This window comes from uncultured Microbacterium sp. (genome assembly GCF_963524805.1).
Lineage (GTDB): Bacteria > Actinomycetota > Actinomycetes > Actinomycetales > Microbacteriaceae > Microbacterium.
In genome coordinates, this window is the sequence record NZ_CAURGG010000002.1 from 185,724 (window position 1) to 202,917 (window position 17,194).

General features: G+C 69.1%; 15 protein-coding genes. 11 read left to right on the forward strand and 4 right to left on the reverse strand.

What is annotated here, in order from left to right; all coding sequences use genetic code 11:
- Nucleotides 1–25: 25 nt before the first annotated feature.
- Nucleotides 26–1,471 carry a CCA tRNA nucleotidyltransferase gene (locus tag RWQ91_RS05250; protein ID WP_314503222.1) on the forward strand — a complete coding sequence of 482 codons (1,446 nt, stop codon included), beginning with the start codon at nt 26–28 and terminating at the stop codon, nt 1,469–1,471.
- A 27-nt stretch (nt 1,472–1,498) separates the two neighbouring features.
- Here the strand turns inward: RWQ91_RS05250 and RWQ91_RS05255 are convergent, their stop codons facing one another.
- Nucleotides 1,499–2,533, reverse strand: a complete 1,035-nt coding sequence (locus RWQ91_RS05255; protein ID WP_314503224.1) for an NAD(P)-dependent alcohol dehydrogenase — start codon at nt 2,531–2,533, stop codon at nt 1,499–1,501.
- A gap of 315 nt (nt 2,534–2,848) precedes the next feature.
- Between RWQ91_RS05255 and RWQ91_RS05260 the strand changes: the two genes are divergently transcribed.
- From RWQ91_RS05260 to RWQ91_RS05275, 4 genes are all read left to right on the forward strand, one after another.
- Nucleotides 2,849–4,486 (forward strand): ABC transporter substrate-binding protein, encoded by a 1,638-nt coding sequence (locus RWQ91_RS05260; RefSeq protein ID WP_314503227.1) that lies wholly within the window; start codon nt 2,849–2,851, stop codon nt 4,484–4,486.
- 112 nt (nt 4,487–4,598) lie between these two features.
- A complete protein-coding gene (locus tag RWQ91_RS05265; protein WP_314503230.1) occupies nt 4,599–5,687 on the forward strand; it encodes an ABC transporter permease in 1,089 nt (362 codons plus the stop codon).
- Nucleotide 5,688: 1 nt separating this feature from the next.
- Nucleotides 5,689–6,696, forward strand: coding sequence for an ABC transporter permease (locus RWQ91_RS05270; RefSeq protein ID WP_314503231.1), 1,008 nt, complete (start codon nt 5,689–5,691; stop codon nt 6,694–6,696).
- Nucleotides 6,696–8,366: an ABC transporter ATP-binding protein gene (locus tag RWQ91_RS05275; RefSeq protein ID WP_314503233.1), complete on the forward strand. Its 1,671-nt coding sequence runs from the start codon at nt 6,696–6,698 to the stop codon at nt 8,364–8,366. Before RWQ91_RS05270 ends, RWQ91_RS05275 begins: the two co-directional genes overlap by 1 nt.
- 15 nt (nt 8,367–8,381) lie before the next feature.
- Here the strand turns inward: RWQ91_RS05275 and RWQ91_RS05280 are convergent, their stop codons facing one another.
- Entirely contained in the window at nt 8,382–9,608 is a 1,227-nt protein-coding gene (locus RWQ91_RS05280; protein WP_314503236.1) for a hypothetical protein, read from the reverse strand.
- 204 nt (nt 9,609–9,812) lie between these two features.
- On the opposite strand from RWQ91_RS05280, the gene RWQ91_RS05285 reads away from it, so the two are divergent.
- The 6 genes from RWQ91_RS05285 to rplI all read left to right on the forward strand — a co-directional run bounded on the left by RWQ91_RS05285 (nt 9,813) and on the right by rplI (nt 14,073).
- A complete protein-coding gene (locus tag RWQ91_RS05285) occupies nt 9,813–11,006 on the forward strand; it encodes an acyl-CoA dehydrogenase family protein (protein ID WP_314503239.1) in 1,194 nt (397 codons plus the stop codon).
- Nucleotides 11,003–12,154 (forward strand): CoA transferase, encoded by a 1,152-nt coding sequence (locus RWQ91_RS05290; protein WP_314503241.1) that lies wholly within the window; start codon nt 11,003–11,005, stop codon nt 12,152–12,154. The genes RWQ91_RS05285 and RWQ91_RS05290 overlap by 4 nt, the downstream gene beginning before the upstream one ends.
- A 203-nt stretch (nt 12,155–12,357) precedes the next feature.
- Nucleotides 12,358–12,738: a 30S ribosomal protein S6 gene (gene rpsF, locus RWQ91_RS05295; protein WP_314503244.1), complete on the forward strand. Its 381-nt coding sequence runs from the start codon at nt 12,358–12,360 to the stop codon at nt 12,736–12,738.
- 5 nt (nt 12,739–12,743) lie between these two features.
- Nucleotides 12,744–13,253, forward strand: coding sequence for a single-stranded DNA-binding protein (locus tag RWQ91_RS05300; protein ID WP_314503247.1), 510 nt, complete (start codon nt 12,744–12,746; stop codon nt 13,251–13,253).
- A 103-nt stretch (nt 13,254–13,356) separates the two neighbouring features.
- A complete protein-coding gene (rpsR, locus tag RWQ91_RS05305; protein WP_314503248.1) occupies nt 13,357–13,611 on the forward strand; it encodes a 30S ribosomal protein S18 in 255 nt (84 codons plus the stop codon).
- A gap of 9 nt (nt 13,612–13,620) precedes the next feature.
- On the forward strand, nt 13,621–14,073 hold the full coding sequence (gene rplI / locus RWQ91_RS05310) for a 50S ribosomal protein L9 (RefSeq protein ID WP_314503250.1): 453 nt from the start codon (nt 13,621–13,623) through the stop codon (nt 14,071–14,073).
- Between the two features lie 154 nt (nt 14,074–14,227).
- Here rplI and RWQ91_RS05315 read toward each other — a convergent pair whose 3' ends face one another.
- Both RWQ91_RS05315 and RWQ91_RS05320 read right to left on the reverse strand, forming a co-directional pair.
- Nucleotides 14,228–15,886 carry an LPXTG cell wall anchor domain-containing protein gene (locus RWQ91_RS05315; protein ID WP_314503252.1) on the reverse strand — a complete coding sequence of 553 codons (1,659 nt, stop codon included), beginning with the start codon at nt 15,884–15,886 and terminating at the stop codon, nt 14,228–14,230.
- A gap of 88 nt (nt 15,887–15,974) precedes the next feature.
- Nucleotides 15,975–16,973 carry a hypothetical protein gene (locus tag RWQ91_RS05320; protein ID WP_314503253.1) on the reverse strand — a complete coding sequence of 333 codons (999 nt, stop codon included), beginning with the start codon at nt 16,971–16,973 and terminating at the stop codon, nt 15,975–15,977.
- Nucleotides 16,974–17,194: the final 221 nt, after the last annotated feature.

A 17,194-nucleotide genomic window follows, 5' to 3' on the forward strand; every position in this document is an offset into this window, starting at 1 on the left:
ATGGCCGCTCGGTAGGCTCGAACCCATGCTCAACATGGCCGACGGTGTCGCACGCCTCGGCGACCTGGCCGAGTCGCCGATCGTCGTGACGCTGGCGGCCGCGTTCGCCGAGGCGGGGCATGAGCTGTCGATCGTGGGCGGTCCGGTGCGCGACGCGCTGCTGGGCAGGGCGATCAACGACCTCGACTTCACCACCGATGCGCACGCCGATGCGATCCTTCGGATCGTGCGGCCCATCAGCACCGCGCAGTGGGACGTCGGGCGCGAGTTCGGCACGATCGGCGCGCGCATCCGCGACCCCCGCACGGGCGCCGCCGAACAGGTCGAGATCACCACGTACCGCGCCGACAGCTATGACGGGCTGACCCGCAAACCGACCGTCGAATTCGGCGACACGCTCGAGGGCGACCTCGCCCGCCGCGATTTCACCGTGAACGCGATGGCGCTGCGCGTCCCGGCGCGCACGCTCGTCGACCCGACCGGCGGCGTGGAAGACCTGCTCGCCGAGCGGCTGCGGACGCCGACAGACCCGCGCGTCAGCTTCGGCGACGATCCGCTGCGCATGCTGCGAGCCGCCCGCTTCGCGGCACAGCTCGGGTTCGGCGTCGACCCGGCGACCGTCGAGGCGATGGCCGAGTTGCGCGAGACGCTTTCCATCGTGAGTCCGGAGCGCATCCAGGGCGAGCTCGTGCGCCTGCTGCAGACCGATGACCCGGTGCGCGGCATCCGTCTGCTCGTCGAGACGGGTCTGATGGACCTGTTCCTCCCCGAGGTGCCCGCACTGCGCCTCGAGGTCGACGAGCACCACCACCACAAGGACGTCTACGAGCATTCGCTCACCGTGTTGCGCCAGGCGATCGAGCTCGAACAGGTGCGCGATCCGGGAGGCGCAGCTGATGTTCCGCTGCGCCTGGCGGCGCTGCTGCACGATATCGGCAAGCCCGCGACGCGGAAGCTGGAGCCGGGCGGCGGTGTGACCTTCCACCACCACGACACCAAGGGCGCCCGCCTGGCGCGCAAGCGATTGCAGGCGCTGCGGTTCGATTCCGACACGATCGCCAGCGTCACCCAGCTGATCGAGCTGCACCTGCGCTTCTTCGGCTACGCCGAGGGGGCATGGACCGACTCCGCCGTCCGGCGATATGTCCGGGATGCCGGCCCTGAGCTGGCCCGCCTGCACATCCTCACCCGTGCCGATGTGACCACGCGCAACAAGCGCAAGGCCGCGCGGCTCGCCGGCGCCTATGACGACATCGAGCGCCGCATCGACGAGCTCGCGGTCGCCGAGGAGCTCGGAGCGATGCGCCCGGCGCTGGACGGCAATCGCATCCAGCAAGTGCTCGGCATCCGTCCGGGTCCCGACGTCGGCAGGGCCTACCGGTACCTGCTGGATCTGCGTCTGGACGAGGGTCTGCTCGATGAGGCGGAGGCCGAGGCGCGACTGCGCGCTTGGTGGGCCGCCCAGGCCTGAGCCGGCGGACCCCAACCGCCGCAGCAGCTACGGCACGATCACCGCGCGTCCGCGCACCGTCCCGGAGTGCAGCTTCTCGTACGCGGTGGCCGCATCGTCGATGCCGTAGACCTCGGTGTGCACCGTGATCGCGCCGGCCCGGGCGAGATCGAGCACCTCGCGCAGCTCGCTGCGGCTGCCCCAGTAGGGTGCCCGCACGGAGACTCCGAACGGGGTGGAGAAGAACCCGGTCGGCAGAAGCCCGCCGCCGATCCCGACGATGCTGATGAAGCCGTCGACGGCGACCGCGGCCCGAGCCGTGTCGAGCGTCGGCTGCACACCGACGAAGTCGAACACCGCCTCGGCGCCCAGCCCTCCGGTGAGTTCCCGGATCCGATCAGCGGTCTCGGGGCCCGAGAGCAGCGCGTGATGCGCGCCGACCTCCTCGGCGAGGGCGAGCTTCTCCTCGCTCTGGTCCACCGCGATCACCGTGACGGCCGAGATCGCCCGCAGGATCTGGATGCCGACATGGCCGAGCCCGCCTGCGCCGATCACCACGGCGGTCGCGCCGGGGAAGAGCTTCGGCTGCGCGGCACGGATCGCGTGGTACGGCGTGAGCCCGGCATCCGTCAGCGACACCGTCTGCACCGGGTCGAGTTCGCCGAGCGGCACGAGGTGCCGCGCGTCGTCGATGATCACGTACTCGGCCATCGCACCGGGCGCACCGAGCCCCGGAGGGGCGATGCCGAGCTCGGCCGCGCGCGTGCAGTAGTTCTCGCGTCCCTCCGAGCATGCCCGGCACTGACCGCAGCCCCACGGGCCGTACACCGCGTACGCGCCGCCCATCTCGATGCCGGTCACGCCGTCGCCGAGCTTGTCGACGACACCCGCCCCCTCGTGGCCGAGGGTCAGCGGCAGGCCGTAGCTGTACTGCTCGGCCGGGAGGTCCATGACGAACCAGTCCGAGTGGCAGAGGCCTGCGGCGGTGACCTTCAGACGGATCTGCCCGGGACCGGGCTCGGGAACGTCGATCTCGACGACCTCGGGGCCTCTGCCGATCTCACGGTACTGAACGGCCTTCATGTCTTCCTCCTGACGTGTGCGGGCCGTCGCTCGGCCACGGCTCCACTCTTCGGCGCCGCTGCTCCCCCTGTAAGGGGCCTTGGTCCCGTCGGCGCCGTGTGATAGCGCTCGTGCGATACCGGTCGGGATGTTCCTCACCGGCCGTGGCTGCGCGCTGCTCGGCGCGATAGACGCGGCATCCGGTTTCGTTACGGGAGAGTCTCGGTTCCGTTACGAAACCTTCACTCGATTGCCGTTCGCAACCTCTGCGTCTTAGATAGCGAGAGGGCCACGCACCCTTCGCGTGTCCAACTCCATCACAGCAGAGGTAGCACTATGACACTGCATTCCAGCGGGCGCGGCCGTCTCGGCCTCGCTTTCGGCGCTTTCGGCGCCTCCGCCCTCCTCCTCGCCGGCTGCGCCGGTGGCGGCGGCGGATCCTCCACCGACGGGAGCGACGCCTCCGGCGACCCCATCATCGTCGGCACCACCGACAAGGTCACGACCCTCGACCCGGCCGGCTCCTACGACAACGGCTCGCTCGCGGTCCAGACCCAGGTCTTCCCGTACCTGGTCAACACGGACTACAACAGCACCGAGGTCGTCCCCGACCTGGCCGAGACTGCCGAGTTCACCTCGCCCACCGAGTACACGGTCACGCTGCCCGCGGGCCTGAAGTGGGCGAACGGCAACGACCTGACCTCGGCGGACGTCAAGTTCTCGTTCGATCGCAACATCGCCATCGCCGACCCGAACGGCGCGTCGAGCCTGCTCTACAACCTCGACAGCGTCGAGACGCCGGACGACACCACTGTCGTCTTCAAGCTGAAGACCGCCAACGACCAGGTGTTCCCGTCGATCCTGACGAGCTTCCCCGGTGCGATCGTCGACGACGAGGTGTTCTCGGCCGATGCGATCACGCCCGACGCCGACATCGTCGACGCCAACGCCTTCGGCGGCCCGTACGCGATCACCTCGTACGACTTCAACAAGACCGTCGAGTTCACGCCGAACGAGAACTACGCCGGCCTGCTGGATGCCCCCGTCAACAGTGCCGTCATCCTGAGCTACTTCGCCGAGTCCTCGAACCTGAAGCTCGCCGTTCAGGAGGGCGACATCGACGTGGCGTACCGCAGCCTGTCCTCGACCGACGTGGCAGACCTCAAGACGAACGACGCCGTCCAGGTCATCGACGGCCCCGGCGGCGAGATCCGCTACATCGTCTTCAACTTCGACACGCAGCCCTACGGCGCGACCACGCCTGAGGCCGACCCGGCCAAGGCGCTCGCCGTCCGGCAGGCCGTCGCCGACCTGGTCGACCGCGACGCGATCTCCGAGCAGGTCTACAAGGGCACCTACACCCCGCTGTACTCGTACGTTCCCGAGGGCTTCGCCGGTGCCACCGACGCGCTCAAGGGCCTCTACGGCGACGGCAACGGTGGCCCGGATGCCGACAAGGCCGCCGCCGCTCTCGAGGCGGCCGGCGTCACCACCCCGGTCGCGCTGAGCCTGCAGTACAGCCCCGACCACTACGGCCCCTCGTCGGGTGACGAGTACGCCCTGGTCAAGTCGCAGCTCGAGGAGAGCGGCCTGTTCACCGTCGACCTCAAGTCGACCGAGTGGGTTCAGTACTCCAAGGACCGCACGGCAGACGTGTATCCGGCCTACCAGCTCGGCTGGTTCCCGGACTACTCCGACGCCGACAACTACCTGACGCCGTTCTTCCTGAAGGAGAACTTCCTCGGGAACCACTACGACAACCCGGAGGTCAACGACCTGATCCTCGCTCAGGCTGTCGAGCCCGATGCTGCGGCGCGCACCGCGGACATCGAGCAGATCCAGGAGCTCGTGGCCAACGACCTCTCGACCGTGCCGCTCCTTCAGGGCGCCCAGCTGGCCGTGGCCGGAACCGGTGTCGACGGCGTCGTGCTCGACGCGTCGTTCAAGTTCCGCTTCGCCCCGCTCACCAAGTAGCGATCACGGCGATGGGGCGGTCCGCATGCCGGGCCGCCCCATCCCCTGTTCACCCCCGGTATCCGCGGCCTCACCCGTCGGCCCTCCCGATCCCCAGAGATAGGCTCCATCCATGACGAGCAGCGATGTCGCAGCAGTCGACGAGCCGCCGGCATTCCTCGCTCGGCGCAGGCCCAGATCGGGCGGAACCCTCGGCAGGTACCTGCTCGTGCGCGCCCTGCTGATCATCCCGACGGTCCTCATCCTGGTCACCCTCGTCTTCTTCCTCATCCGCCTCACCGGCGACCCGATCACCGCGGCGCTCGGTGGGCGACTTCCGGCCGACCAGCTGCAGGACCGCATCCATGAGGCCGGCTACGACCGGCCGGTGATCGTGCAGTACATCGAGTACCTGGGACAGGTCTTCACCGGCAACTTCGGCACCACGCTCACCGACAACCGGCTCGTCACCGATGTGATCGTCACCTACGGCGCCGCCACGCTCGAACTGGTGATCTACGCGCTGATCATCGCGCTGGTCGTGGGCCTTCCCCTGGGGATGGTCGCCGCCGCGCTGCGCGATCGCGCTCCGGATGCCGGGCTGCGCGTCAGTGCGATCCTCTTCTACGCGACGCCGGTGTTCTTCGCCGGTCTGCTGGCCAAGCTCGTCTTCTCGGTGTGGCTCGGGTGGTTCCCCGTGAGCGGCCGCGCCGATGTCCGGACCGAGATCGCGCTCAACAGAGGGGGCGGCACCGGGATCTATCTGATCGACGCCATCGCGTCGGGCAATCCCGCGTACGTGCAGGATGTCCTGGCGCACGCGTTCCTGCCCGCGATGGTGCTGGGCCTGGCCACGGCGGGGATCTTCCTGCGCCTGGTCCGCACGAACGTCATCGGAACCTTCAACATGCCCTACGTGGACGCCGCGCGGTCGCGGGGAATCAGCGAATACCGGCTGGTGCGCAAGCATGCCTACAAGCCGGCGCTCATTCCGATCATCACGGTGATCGGCCTGCAGGTGGCACTCCTGCTCGGTGGCGCGGTGCTGACCGAGACGACCTTCGAGTGGCAGGGCCTGGGATTCCAGCTCACGAAGTATCTCGCCGCACGCGACTTCGTCGCGGTGCAGGGCATCGTCGCGCTGATCGCCATCCTTGTCGCGCTCACCAACTTCTTCGTCGACCTGATCGCGGCTCTGATCGACCCGAGGGTGAGGTACTGACATGGCCAAGACCAGCACCGGCGGCCCTCGACTGCTCGACCGCCTTCCCGTCGTCCATCAGCTTCGGCAGAGCGTCGGCCTGCAGCGCGGCATGCTCGTCGCCGGCCTGATCCTCGCCGCGATCTTCCTCATCCTCGCGATCTTCGCTCCGTGGCTTGCGCCCTATGGCTTCGCACAGCTGCGCGGTCCCGACGGACTGTTCGGTGCACAGCAGCCTCCGAGCTCGCAGCATCTGCTCGGCACCACCGTCGGCGGCTACGACGTTCTGTCCCGCACGATCTGGGGCGCTCGGACGTCCTTGCTGGTCATCATCGTCGCGCTGGTGCTGTCCGTGTTCCTCGGCATCCTGCTCGGCCTCGTCTCCGGCTACCTGGGCGGATGGCTTGATCGCGTGCTGGTGGTCATCGCCGACGCCATCTACGCGTTCCCCACTCTGCTGCTGGCGATCGTCGCGGCGATCGCGATCAGCGGCGGGCAGTCCGGACTGTGGCCGGGGATCCTGGCGGCAGCCGTCTCGATCACCGTCGTGTTCATCCCGCAGTACTTCCGGGTGGTGCGCTCCGAGGTCGTCCGCATCAAGGCGGAGGCCTTCGTCGAGTCCGCCAAGGTCATCGGCGCATCGACGTGGCGCATCATGTTCGTCCACGTGCTGCGCAACTCGACCCGTTCGCTCCCGCTCATCGTGACGCTGAACGCGTCCGAGGCGATCGCGATCCTCGCGGCACTCGGCTTCCTCGGCTTCGGCATCGAGCCCACGGCAGCTGCCGAGTGGGGTTACGACCTGAACAAGTCGATCGGCGACGTCTCCGCGGGAATCTGGTGGACGGCGATCCCGCCGGGCGTGGCCATCGTCCTCGCGATCCTCGGGATGACGCTCATCGGCGAGGGCCTCAACGACCTCGCCGACCCGCGCCTGCGTGCGCGTCGACGCGCGGGCAAGCAGACCCCGGCGGATGCCGTCGCAGCGACCCAGCCGATCACGCGTGAGTTCATGGGAGAGGTGGAGTGATGGCCGCCGTACCGGCAGCATCCGACGCACCGGCCGTCGACATCCGCGATCTGGATGTGTCGTTCGCGACCGACGGCGGCGACGTCCACGCCGTGCGCGGAGTGACGCTCGATGTCCGCCGCGGCGAGGTGCTCGCGATCGTCGGCGAGTCCGGCAGCGGCAAGACCGTGACCGCGCGCACGATCCTCGGTCTTCTGCCGGAGACGGCACGGATGGGCGGTGCTGTCGTCCTGGATGGCACCGACGTCGTCGGCCTGGACAAGAAGGAGCTGCGGGAGGTGCGCGGCACCAAGGCCGCGATGATCTTCCAGGAGCCCTCCACGGCCCTGAACCCGGTGTTCACCGTCGGGTGGCAGCTGGCGGAGGGCCTGCGGGCCCACGGCAAGTACACCAAGTCGCAGGCGCGGGAGCGGGCGATCCAGATGCTGCGCCGCGTCGGCATCCCCGATGCGGAGCGCCGGGTGGACGACTACCCGCACCAGTTCTCGGGAGGCCAGAAGCAGCGCATCGTGATCGCCACCGCGCTCGCGCTGGATCCCACGGTCATCGTGGCGGATGAGCCCACCACCGCTCTCGATGTCACCGTGCAAGCCGAGATCCTCGAGCTCCTGCGCCGCCTGCGCGACGAGGACGGCACGGCGATCGTCCTCATCACGCACAACATGGGCGTGGTGGCCGACCTGGCCGACCGGGTGGCGGTCATGCTCGAGGGCGAGATCGTCGAGACGGCCACGGTGACCGACCTGTTCGCCGCCCCGGTGCACGAGTACACCAAGAAGCTGCTGGCGGCGGTTCCGCGCCTGGAGATCTCCGACCGTCAGCTGCCGGCGCAGACCCGCGCGGCCGAGCCGATCGTCGTTGCCGAAGACCTCGTGATCGAGTACGCCGGACGCTTCCGCCGGGCGGCCTTCCGCGCGGTCAACCGCGTGAGCTTCAGCATCGGCCCAGGCGAAGTGCTGGGGCTGGTCGGCGAGAGCGGGTCGGGCAAGACCACGATCGGGCGCGCGATCGCCGGACTGACCCCGGTCGCCGACGGGTCGCTGCGGGTGCTCGGGACCGAGATGCTCGGGGTGAAGGAGCGCGACTTCAAGCGCAAGCGCAGCGAGCTGGGCTTCGTCTTCCAGGATCCTGCCACCAGCTTCAACCCGCTCCTGACGATCGCCCAGAACGTCGCCGAGCCGCTCATCGTGCACACCGACGCCCGCGACGCCTCGGCAGCGCGTTCCAAGGTGGACGAACTGCTCGAAGCGGTCCAGCTGCCCAAGGCGTTCGGCCAGCGTTTCCCGCACGAGCTGTCCGGCGGGCAGCGCCAGCGCGCCTCGCTCGCCCGCGCTCTCGCGCTGGACCCGAAGCTGCTGATCGCGGACGAGCCCACCAGTGCGCTGGACGTGTCGGTGCAGGCGCGGGTGCTCGAGCTGTTCCGGGAACTGCAGGAGCGTTTCGGTTTCGCGACGCTGTTCATCACGCACGACCTGGCCGTGGTGGATCTCCTCGCACACAGCATCGTCGTGCTGCACAACGGCGAGATCGCGGAGGAGGGACCCACGGCGAAGGTCCTCGGCAACCCGCAGGACCCCTACACGAAGCGGCTCATCGCGTCGCTTCCCGTTCCCGACCCGATCGAGCAGGCATCACGCCGCGCCGCGTGGAACGCGTCTCGCGAGGAGTGACCGCCACGCCCCCCGTCAGGGCGTCGGCCCGTTCGATATCCCTGCCGACAGCCAGTCGAAGAGGCCGAAGAAGTCGAACTGGCCCCACAGCCAGAACAGGGTGAAGAGGCCGGCGACGACGACCGCACCCCAGGGCACGCCGCGCTTGAGGCGCCGGCCCGGCCGTGCGATGCCGGGCGGCGGGCGCAGCGCCTGTGCCGGAGCGGCGAAGGGCAGCGCCGGCGCCCCGCCGCCGGCATCGGAGACGCGGTGCGTGACGGATGCCGCTGCCACGGCATCCGTTCGCAGCCGGTCGTCGCGCCACCTCGCCCACTGGGCGAACTTGTCCAGCAGCGCGGCGACCACCGAGAACAGCCAGGCCCACGTCGCCGGATCGAGCCCGGAGCACTCGCGCTTTGCGTAGAGGAACAGCCAATCGTCCACGATCTCGACGTCGAGTGCGGCGGCGTGGTCGATGAAGCGGGCCATGATGTCGGGCGTGAACAGGTACAGGGCATCCTGCTCGTAGCCCTCGGGGCAGTAGAGCGAGAAGTACTCGTCGAAGTCGCCCTCGAGGCCGAGCCTCTGGTTCTTGTCGAACGTCGCGGGCAGGTTCGAGCTGAACAGGCCGTTGTTGCTCGTCGCGTCCAGCACGATGTTGGGCAAGGGCACGTCGAGCTTGATCGCGACGTAGCCCCACCGGTGCGTGGTGCGGTTCTTGCCCGAGCCGGTCGTGTACTCGTAGTTGCCGAACTCCACCTCGCGCGGGACGGTGCCGCGCACGATGTCGCTGGCCGCGCGGCCGCTGCCCACTGTGAAGATCACCCCGGGCAGGGCCCGAGTGGAGGCGCCCAGCTGGTAGCTCATGCCGTTCGCCCGGGCGAAGCGGTCGAGCCGGAACCAGCGCTCCTCGCGCAGGTTCGTGCTGCGGCGGTAGTACAGGATGACGGCGGTGAGCGCTCCGCCGAAGAGCACGATCGGCACGACGACGCCCAGCGTGCTGATCCATGCGGCGCTCGCACCGGAGCCGTTCGAGGCGAGCGCGGCGAGGATCGACGCGGCGATCGTCACGAACACGAAGCCGAACACCGCGAAGAAGAACGCGCCGGCGATGAGCGGGACGAGCGTCATCGCGTTGGCGAGGCGGCTCGGGACGGCGCCGCTCTGCTCGATCGGGCGCATGAAGTCCCGCACCTCGAAGCGGTCCACCGGATCCACGAGCGGGCGGGCATCGAACGACAAGGATGCCGGCGTGCCGCTCACCGGCTCACCCCATCCCCGCGCTCCATGACGCACACGCTACCCGGCCGCGGTTCTTCCCCGCGCTGATGCCGAACTCAGGCTGGATATGGTGGATCTGGCCGACACGCCGCGATGAGGCGCCCGCCGCCGCGTTCAGCCTGAATTCGGCAGGGACGAAGGCGCGAGCGCGGCGGCACGGGCATCCGCACCAACGAAGGAGTCGGCATGAGCGCGCGAGATCCGCACGACATCGAGGCGCTGCGCGCGGCATCCGACGTCCTGGGCATCGACGCACTGCTCAGCGACGACGAGCGCGCGGTGCGCGATCGTGTCCGCGCTTTCGTGGACGCCGAGATCCGGCCGCACATCGCCGACTGGTTCGACCGTGGCCACTTTCCGCGTGAGCTCGCCCGGGAGTTCGGGCGGCTCGGCGTGCTCGGGATGAACCTCGAGGGGTACGGATGCCCAGGTCGCAGCGCCGTCGAGTACGGTCTCGCCGCGCTCGAGCTCGAGGCCGGCGACTCCGGCCTGCGCACTTTCGTCTCCGTGCAGGGTTCCCTCGCGATGGGCTCAATCCACCGGTGGGGCAGCGACGAGCAGAAGCGGGAGTGGTTGCCGCGGATGGCGACCGGCGAGGTGATCGGCAGCTTCGGCCTCACCGAGCCGGATGCCGGCTCCGACCCTTCCCGCATGAAGACCTTCGCGCGCAGGGACGGCGGGGACTGGGTGCTCACCGGCTCCAAGCGCTGGATCGGCCTGGCCTCGATCGCGCAGCTGACGGTTGTCTGGGCGCAGACGGACGACGGAGTGCGCGGCTTCATCGTTCCCACCGATGCCCCCGGCTTCCACATCACGGTGCTCGAGCCGAAGCTCTCGATGCGCGCCTCGATTCAGACCGAGCTGCACTTCGACGAGGTGCGACTGCCGGCATCCGCCCTGCTCCCCGGCGCGCGCGGACTGCGCGGCCCCTTCTCCGCGCTAAACGAAGCCCGGTACGGCATCGTGTGGGGCGCTCTCGGGGCCGGCCGCGACAGCTACGAGGCGGCGCTGCGCTACGCGCTGACCCGCGAGCAGTTCGACCGGCCCATCGCGGGCTTCCAGCTCACACAGCAGAAGCTCGTCAACATGGTGCTCGAGCTGCAGAAGGGTGCACTGCTGGCACTGCACCTGGGACGCCTGAAGGATGCCGGCACGCTCACCCCCGCCCAGATCTCGGTCGGCAAGCTCAACAACGTGCGCGAGGCGCTGGCGATCGCGCGCGAGGCCCGCACGATCCTCGGCGGCAACGGCGTTCTGCTCGCGCACTCGCCGATCCGTCATGCCGCGAACCTCGAGTCGGTGCGCACGTACGAGGGCACCGACGAGGTGCACACGCTGATCCTCGGCGAGCACCTCACGGGCATCGGCGCATTCCGGTGACCGGCCCGCTCGAAGGGCTGATCGTCGCGGATTTCACCCGCGTGCTCGCCGGGCCGTACTGCACCATGCTGCTCGGCGACCTCGGCGCGACCGTCGTGAAGGTCGAGAGTCCAACCGGCGACGAGACGCGCGAGTGGATGCCGCCCTCCCGCGACCACGAAGCGACCTACTATCTGTCGATAGGCCGCAACAAGCGCGCCGTCACCCTCGATTTCGCCGACTCCGCGGACCTGACCGTCGCGCGCGACCTCGCTGCGCGCGCCGACGTCGTGATCGAGAACTTCAAGCCCGGCGGGCTCGCGCGCTACCGCCTCGACTACGACGCGGTCCGCGTCGGGAACCCGCGCGTCGTGTACGCGTCGATCACCGGCTTCGGGCCGGGCTCGGACCTGCCCGGGTACGACGTGCTCGCCCAGGCGCTGTCGGGTCTGATGAGCATCACCGGGTCTTCCGAGAGCGGGCCGATGAAGGCCGGCGTCGCGATCGTGGATGTGGTCACCGGACTGCACGCCGCGGTCGGCATCCTCGCGGCCCTTCATCATCGTGACGCGACGGGCGAGGGACAGCGGCTGGAGGTCAACCTGCTGAGCTCGGCGATGTCGGCTCTCGCGAACCAGTCCGGGGCGTTCGCGCTCGCGGGCGTCGTGCCGCAGCGGCTGGGCAACGATCATCCGAGCATTTACCCGTACGGCCCGTTCCCCACCGCGCAGGGGCAGGTGGTGATCGCGTGCGGCAACGACGCGCAGTTCGCGCGCCTGTGCGCGGCGCTCGGAATCGAACCCGACCCGCGCTTCGCGGCAGCTCGCGAGCGCACCCTCCATCGCGACGCGCTGAGGCCGCTGCTGGAGGCGGCGCTCGCCGGCCGGCCCGCGAGCGAGTGGTACGGCGTCCTCAGCTCCGCAGGCGTGCCGTGCGCCCCGATCCTCGACGTCGGCGAGGCGTTCGGCTGGGCCGACCGGCTGGGACTGGAGCCGGTGGTGCACGCGGGCACAGACGGCGAGCGGATGCCGGGGGTGCGGCATCCCGTCACGTTCTCGGCCACGCCGGCCGCGTACCCCCTCGCGCCCCCCGCCCCGGATGCGGATCGGGCCTGGCTCGACGCCCTGCTGGCGCGAGCCCATCCGTTCGACGCGAACCCATCCGCTTAGGGGCGCCGCAACCTATGGGCTCGCACGCGGGGTATGGGTTGGGGCGGAGAGCCGAAGCACGATTCGGGCTCGCGCACCGGATCCGGTAGTATCGGAGGGTTGTCCGCACGCGCGCACCCTCGTGCGCTTCCGGATGACGTGCACACACCCTCCTGCTGTCGGGAAATGCCCGGCAGCCGTTCTAGTCCGAAGGAGGTGGGTTAGTGACGCACCAGTACGAACTCATGGTCATTCTGAACCCCGAGATCGACGAGCGAATGGTCCCTGCGGCCCTCGACAAGTTCCTGAAGGTCATCACGACCGACGGTGGGACGATCGACAACGTCGACATCTGGGGCAAGCGCCGTCTTGCGTACGAGATCCAGAAGAAGACCGAAGGCGTCTACGCCGTCGTCGCCTTCACCGCCACCAGCGCCGCGACGCAGGAGCTGGACCGTCAGCTCAAGCTGAGCGAGCAGGTCATGCGCACCAAGGTGCTGCGTGCCGAGGAAGCGATCGCCCTGATCGAGTCCGAGCGCGTCCGCGCCGAGGAGAAGGCCGCTCGCAAGGCTGCCCGCCCGGCGAAGATCAAGCAGGACGCGTAACGACGATGGCCGGCGAGACGATCATCACCGTCGTGGGAAACCTCACGGCTGATCCCGAACTGCGGTACACGCAGAACGGACTCCCCGTCGCGAACTTCACGATCGCGTCGACGCCGCGCACCCTCGACCGCGCCACGAACGAGTGGAAGGACGGCGAAGCGCTGTTCCTCCGCGCGAGCGTGTGGCGCGAGTTCGCCGAGCACGTCGCCGGATCGCTGACGAAGGGCTCCCGCGTCGTTGCGACCGGTCGCCTGAAGCAGCGCTCCTACGAGACGAAGGAAGGCGAGAAGCGCACGTCCATCGAGCTCGAGATCGACGAGATCGGCCCCTCGCTGCGCTACGCCACCGCACAGGTGACCCGCGCGGCCGGTGGCGGCGGGCAGTCCCGCGGCCAGGTCTCGGACGAGCCGTGGTCGACTCCGGGCAGCCGTACCGCTCCGGCGACCGGCGGCAACTCCGGCGGCGGAGACTCCTGGGCAGCCCCCGGCGCCTACGGCGACGACACTCCGTTCTAACGGACCGGTGGTCGAGTAGGCGCGCCAGCGCCGTATCGAGACCCCTGGATCAAGCAGATTCCGGATGCCCCGGCATCCGACATTCACACGCAAAGGAAAACACATGGCTGGAAAGTCAAGCGGCGATCGCCGCAAGCCGCGGAAGGGCGGCAAGGTCACCGCTCCCGCGAAGCCGACCCGCGTCGGCGTCATCGACTACAAGGACGTCGCGACGCTGCGCAAGTTCATCTCAGAGCGCGGGAAGATCCGCGCTCGTCGTATCACCGGTGTCTCCGTGCAGGAGCAGCGCCTCATCGCCCGCGCCATCAAGAACGCGCGCGAGATGGCACTTCTGCCCTACGCCGGCGCCGGCAGGTAGGGACTCGATATGTCGAAGCTGATTCTCACGAACGAGGTCGCCGGGCTCGGTAGCGCCGGCGACGTTGTCGAGGTCAAGAACGGGTACGCCCGCAACTACCTCATCCCCCAGGGCTACGCCGTGGCCTGGAGCCGCGGTGGCGAGAAGCAGGTTGCGTCGATTCGCGCCGGCCGCGAAGCCCGCGTGATCCACGACCACGAAGAGGCCGTCTCACTCAAGGACTCCCTGGAGTCGAACAAGGTCAAGCTCACCGTGAAGGCCGGTGCCGAAGGGCGCCTGTTCGGCTCGGTCAAGACCGGCGATGTCGCAGACGCCGTGAAGGCCGCCGGCCTGGGCGATCTCGACAAGCGCAAGATCCACATCACCACCCCGATCAAGTCGGTGGGCGAGCACGAGGCGACGATCCGCCTGCGCGACGACCTCACCGCAGTGATCACCCTCGTGGTGGTCGCCGCCAAGTAGCAGCCGGTGATCGAGTAGGCGCGTCAGCGCCGTATCGAGATCCGCAACGGATGCCGCAGCCCGGCCCTCCTCGGAGGGATCCGGTCTGCGGCATCCGCCTTTTCGGCTCGCGCCGCGGGGGCGGGTCAGGCCAGGCGCCCGACCCGCCGCCGCGCTACGCGACCCGGCGCCGCACGACGACGGCCCCGCCGGCCGCGATGAGCGCAAGGCCCATCAGCAGTGCGACGATTCCGTCAGACCCCCCGGTGGCGGCGAGCTGGGTGGAGCTGACCGACGCCATGGCGACGGCCGGCTCAACGGTGTGACCCGAGGTTCCCGAGGTTCCCGGGGTGCCGGGCGTGCCGGGGGTGTCGGGGGTTCCGGGGGTGCCGGGGGTGCCGGGGGTGCCGGGGGTGCCGGGGGTTCCGGGGGTGCCGGGGGTGCCGGGCGTTCCCGGGGTGCCGGGCGTGCCGGGGGTGCCGGGCGTTCCCGGGGTGCCGGGCGTTCCGGGCGTTCCGGGCGTTCCGGGCGTGCCGGGCGTTCCCGGGGTGCCGGGGGTGCCGGGCGTTCCCGGGGTTCCGGGCATGCCCGGGGTTCCCGGGTTGATGACCGTGCTGTCGCCGATGACCGAGACAGCGTTTCCGCCCACCGTGATCGGCAGGTTGATCACGGGGATCAGCTGGTTTCCGCTGAGGATCCCGCCCGCCCCTGAGGTGACCGGCGCGACCCACGTGTTGCCGCCGTTGCCGGTGGTGGTGCCGTGATTGCCGCCGATGACGGTGCTGTCGCCGATTCCGGAGACCGCGTTGCCCGAGACGTTCACCGGGATGTTGAGCACCGGGATGAGCTGGTTTCCGCTGAGGATTCCATGTTCTCCCGAGGTGGTCGGTGCGACCCACGTGTTGCCGCCGTTGCCGGTGGTGGTGCCGTGATTGCCGCCGATGACGGTGCTGTCGCCGATTCCGGAGACCGCGTTGCCCGAGACGTTCACCGGGATGTTGAGCACCGGGATGAGCTGGTTTCCGCTGAGGATTCCATGTTCTCCCGAGGTGGTCGGTGCGACCCACGTGTTGCCGCCGTTGCCGGTGGTGGTGCCGTGATTGCCGCCGATGACCGTGCTGTCACCGATGCCGGAGACGGCGTTGCCCGAGACGTTGATCGGTGCGTTCACGGAGGCGAGGAGCTGGTTTCCGCTGAGGATCCCGTCCTCGCCTGTCGTGGTCGCACCCTCGCTCGGAGCGGTGGTCGTGTTGGTGGCGGGGGCCGGAGCCGGTGCCGCGTTCACGACCGTGCTGTCACCGATGACCGACACTGCATTGCCCGAGACGTTGATCGGTGCGTTCACGGAGGCGAGGAGCTGGTTTCCGCTGAGGATCCCGTCCTCGCCTGTCGTGGTCGCACCCTCGCTCGGAGCGGTGGTCGTGTTGGTGGCGGGGGCCGGAGCCGGTGCCGCGTTCACGACCGTGCTGTCACCGATGACCGACACTGCATTGTCCGTGACGGTGACGGGAACGGAGACGCTCACGATGGCTTGGTTGCCCGACGCGATGCCGTCCTCCCCGCTTGTCGCCGGCGCTTCGGCCGGGCCGGCCGCCACGGGTGCTGGTGAGGTCACCGGCGCGGACGGCATCGACAGCGAGGTGCTGTCTCCGATGACCGATACCGCGTTGTCGACGATGCTGACCGGAGCCGACACGTCGATGAGGGCTTGATTGCCGGACAGGATCCCGTCCTCGCCCGTTGTCTCGGCCGCATTTGCGACCGTCCCGCCGAGCAGCGTGATGCCGCCCGCGAGGAGCGTGCCTACCAAGGCGCGCTTGATGAAGGTGTGCATGATCTCTCCTTGAGATGTGATGACTTGATCGGATGTGCGCGCGGACGCGCGCGGATGCTCAGCCGTCGCGAGGACGGCGAGGATCCGATCAGTCGGGAGAGACGTCGGTGGAGTACACGGGCGCGGGCGGCACCGGGTCGTTCTCGAGTCCGGTTCGGCGCACCCAGGCACGGTATGCGACGACGAATCCGAGGGCGACCAGCACCCACGCGCCCGGACCCGCGCCTGCGGGTCCGGTGAGAACAGAGTCCGCCTGCAGAGCAGAGCGGAGAAGAGCCAGGGCGCCGCCCAGGGCGCCTCCGGGGACAGCAGCCGCGCCGGCCGAGGTCGCGGCAGCGGGGGAATCGGAGGTGAGCGAGGCCCAGGCAGCGGCACCGGTGAGATACACGGCCCGAAGAATCGTCTCGAATGGCTGCGCCGAACTCGCGTGGGCGGCATCCGCCGGTGGGAGGACCGTCCGTGAAACGAGGTGATCCGCACCCGTGCCGGCGACCACGTCTTCGACGCTGGCGCCCGGTGCAAGGACAGGCGGTGTGACGGCGCCGCCGGTGGTGTCGACGACGTCGGTCACGGTGTCTGCCACGGCACCGGTTGTTCCCTGCAGCACACCGTCGACGCTGTGACCGACTGAGGAAAGGGCGTCATCTGCGCCCAGACCTGAAACGACCCCGCCGACGACCGGGATGTCACCGACGACGCCGACGGTCGAATCCACGATCGGGGCCACGACGCCGGATGCCGCGATGTCGGCGACCGTCTCGACGACCGGGGTCACCGTTGCGTCCACGACCTCGACGACCGGAGCGACCGGAACGACAGGATCTGCGACGGCTGTGATCGTCTGCACGACCGGAGCGACCGTCTCTACCACCGGCGCGACCGTCTCGACGGCGACGGCGGTGGTGCCCGCGGCGGTGTCGGCCACGGTCGATGTCGTGTCCTCGACAGTGGATGCGACGGCGCCCAGGAGGCCGCTGTCGTCGTCGGCGTGGGCCTGAGCGGTGGAGAGCCCGAGGGTGAAGGACAGGAGTACCCAGGCGAACGCGACGCCGATTCCTGCCAGCAGCAGCTTGGAGAGTCTCGACAAGCGATGCGAGTGTATGGCGTCCACGATTCACCTCCAATACGACGAAAAACGTCGATCCGATTTCGAATGAAAAGGATCTAAGGGGTGCCTGGACCTGAGACGCTACCCCACCTCCGTCGTCGTGTCTAGGGCCGATGCGGGGATAAATGCTCTATCTCGCCCGAATCTGTACACAGGCGCACCTCGTCCGGCACAACCTTCAAGCGGCACTTCAAGCACAT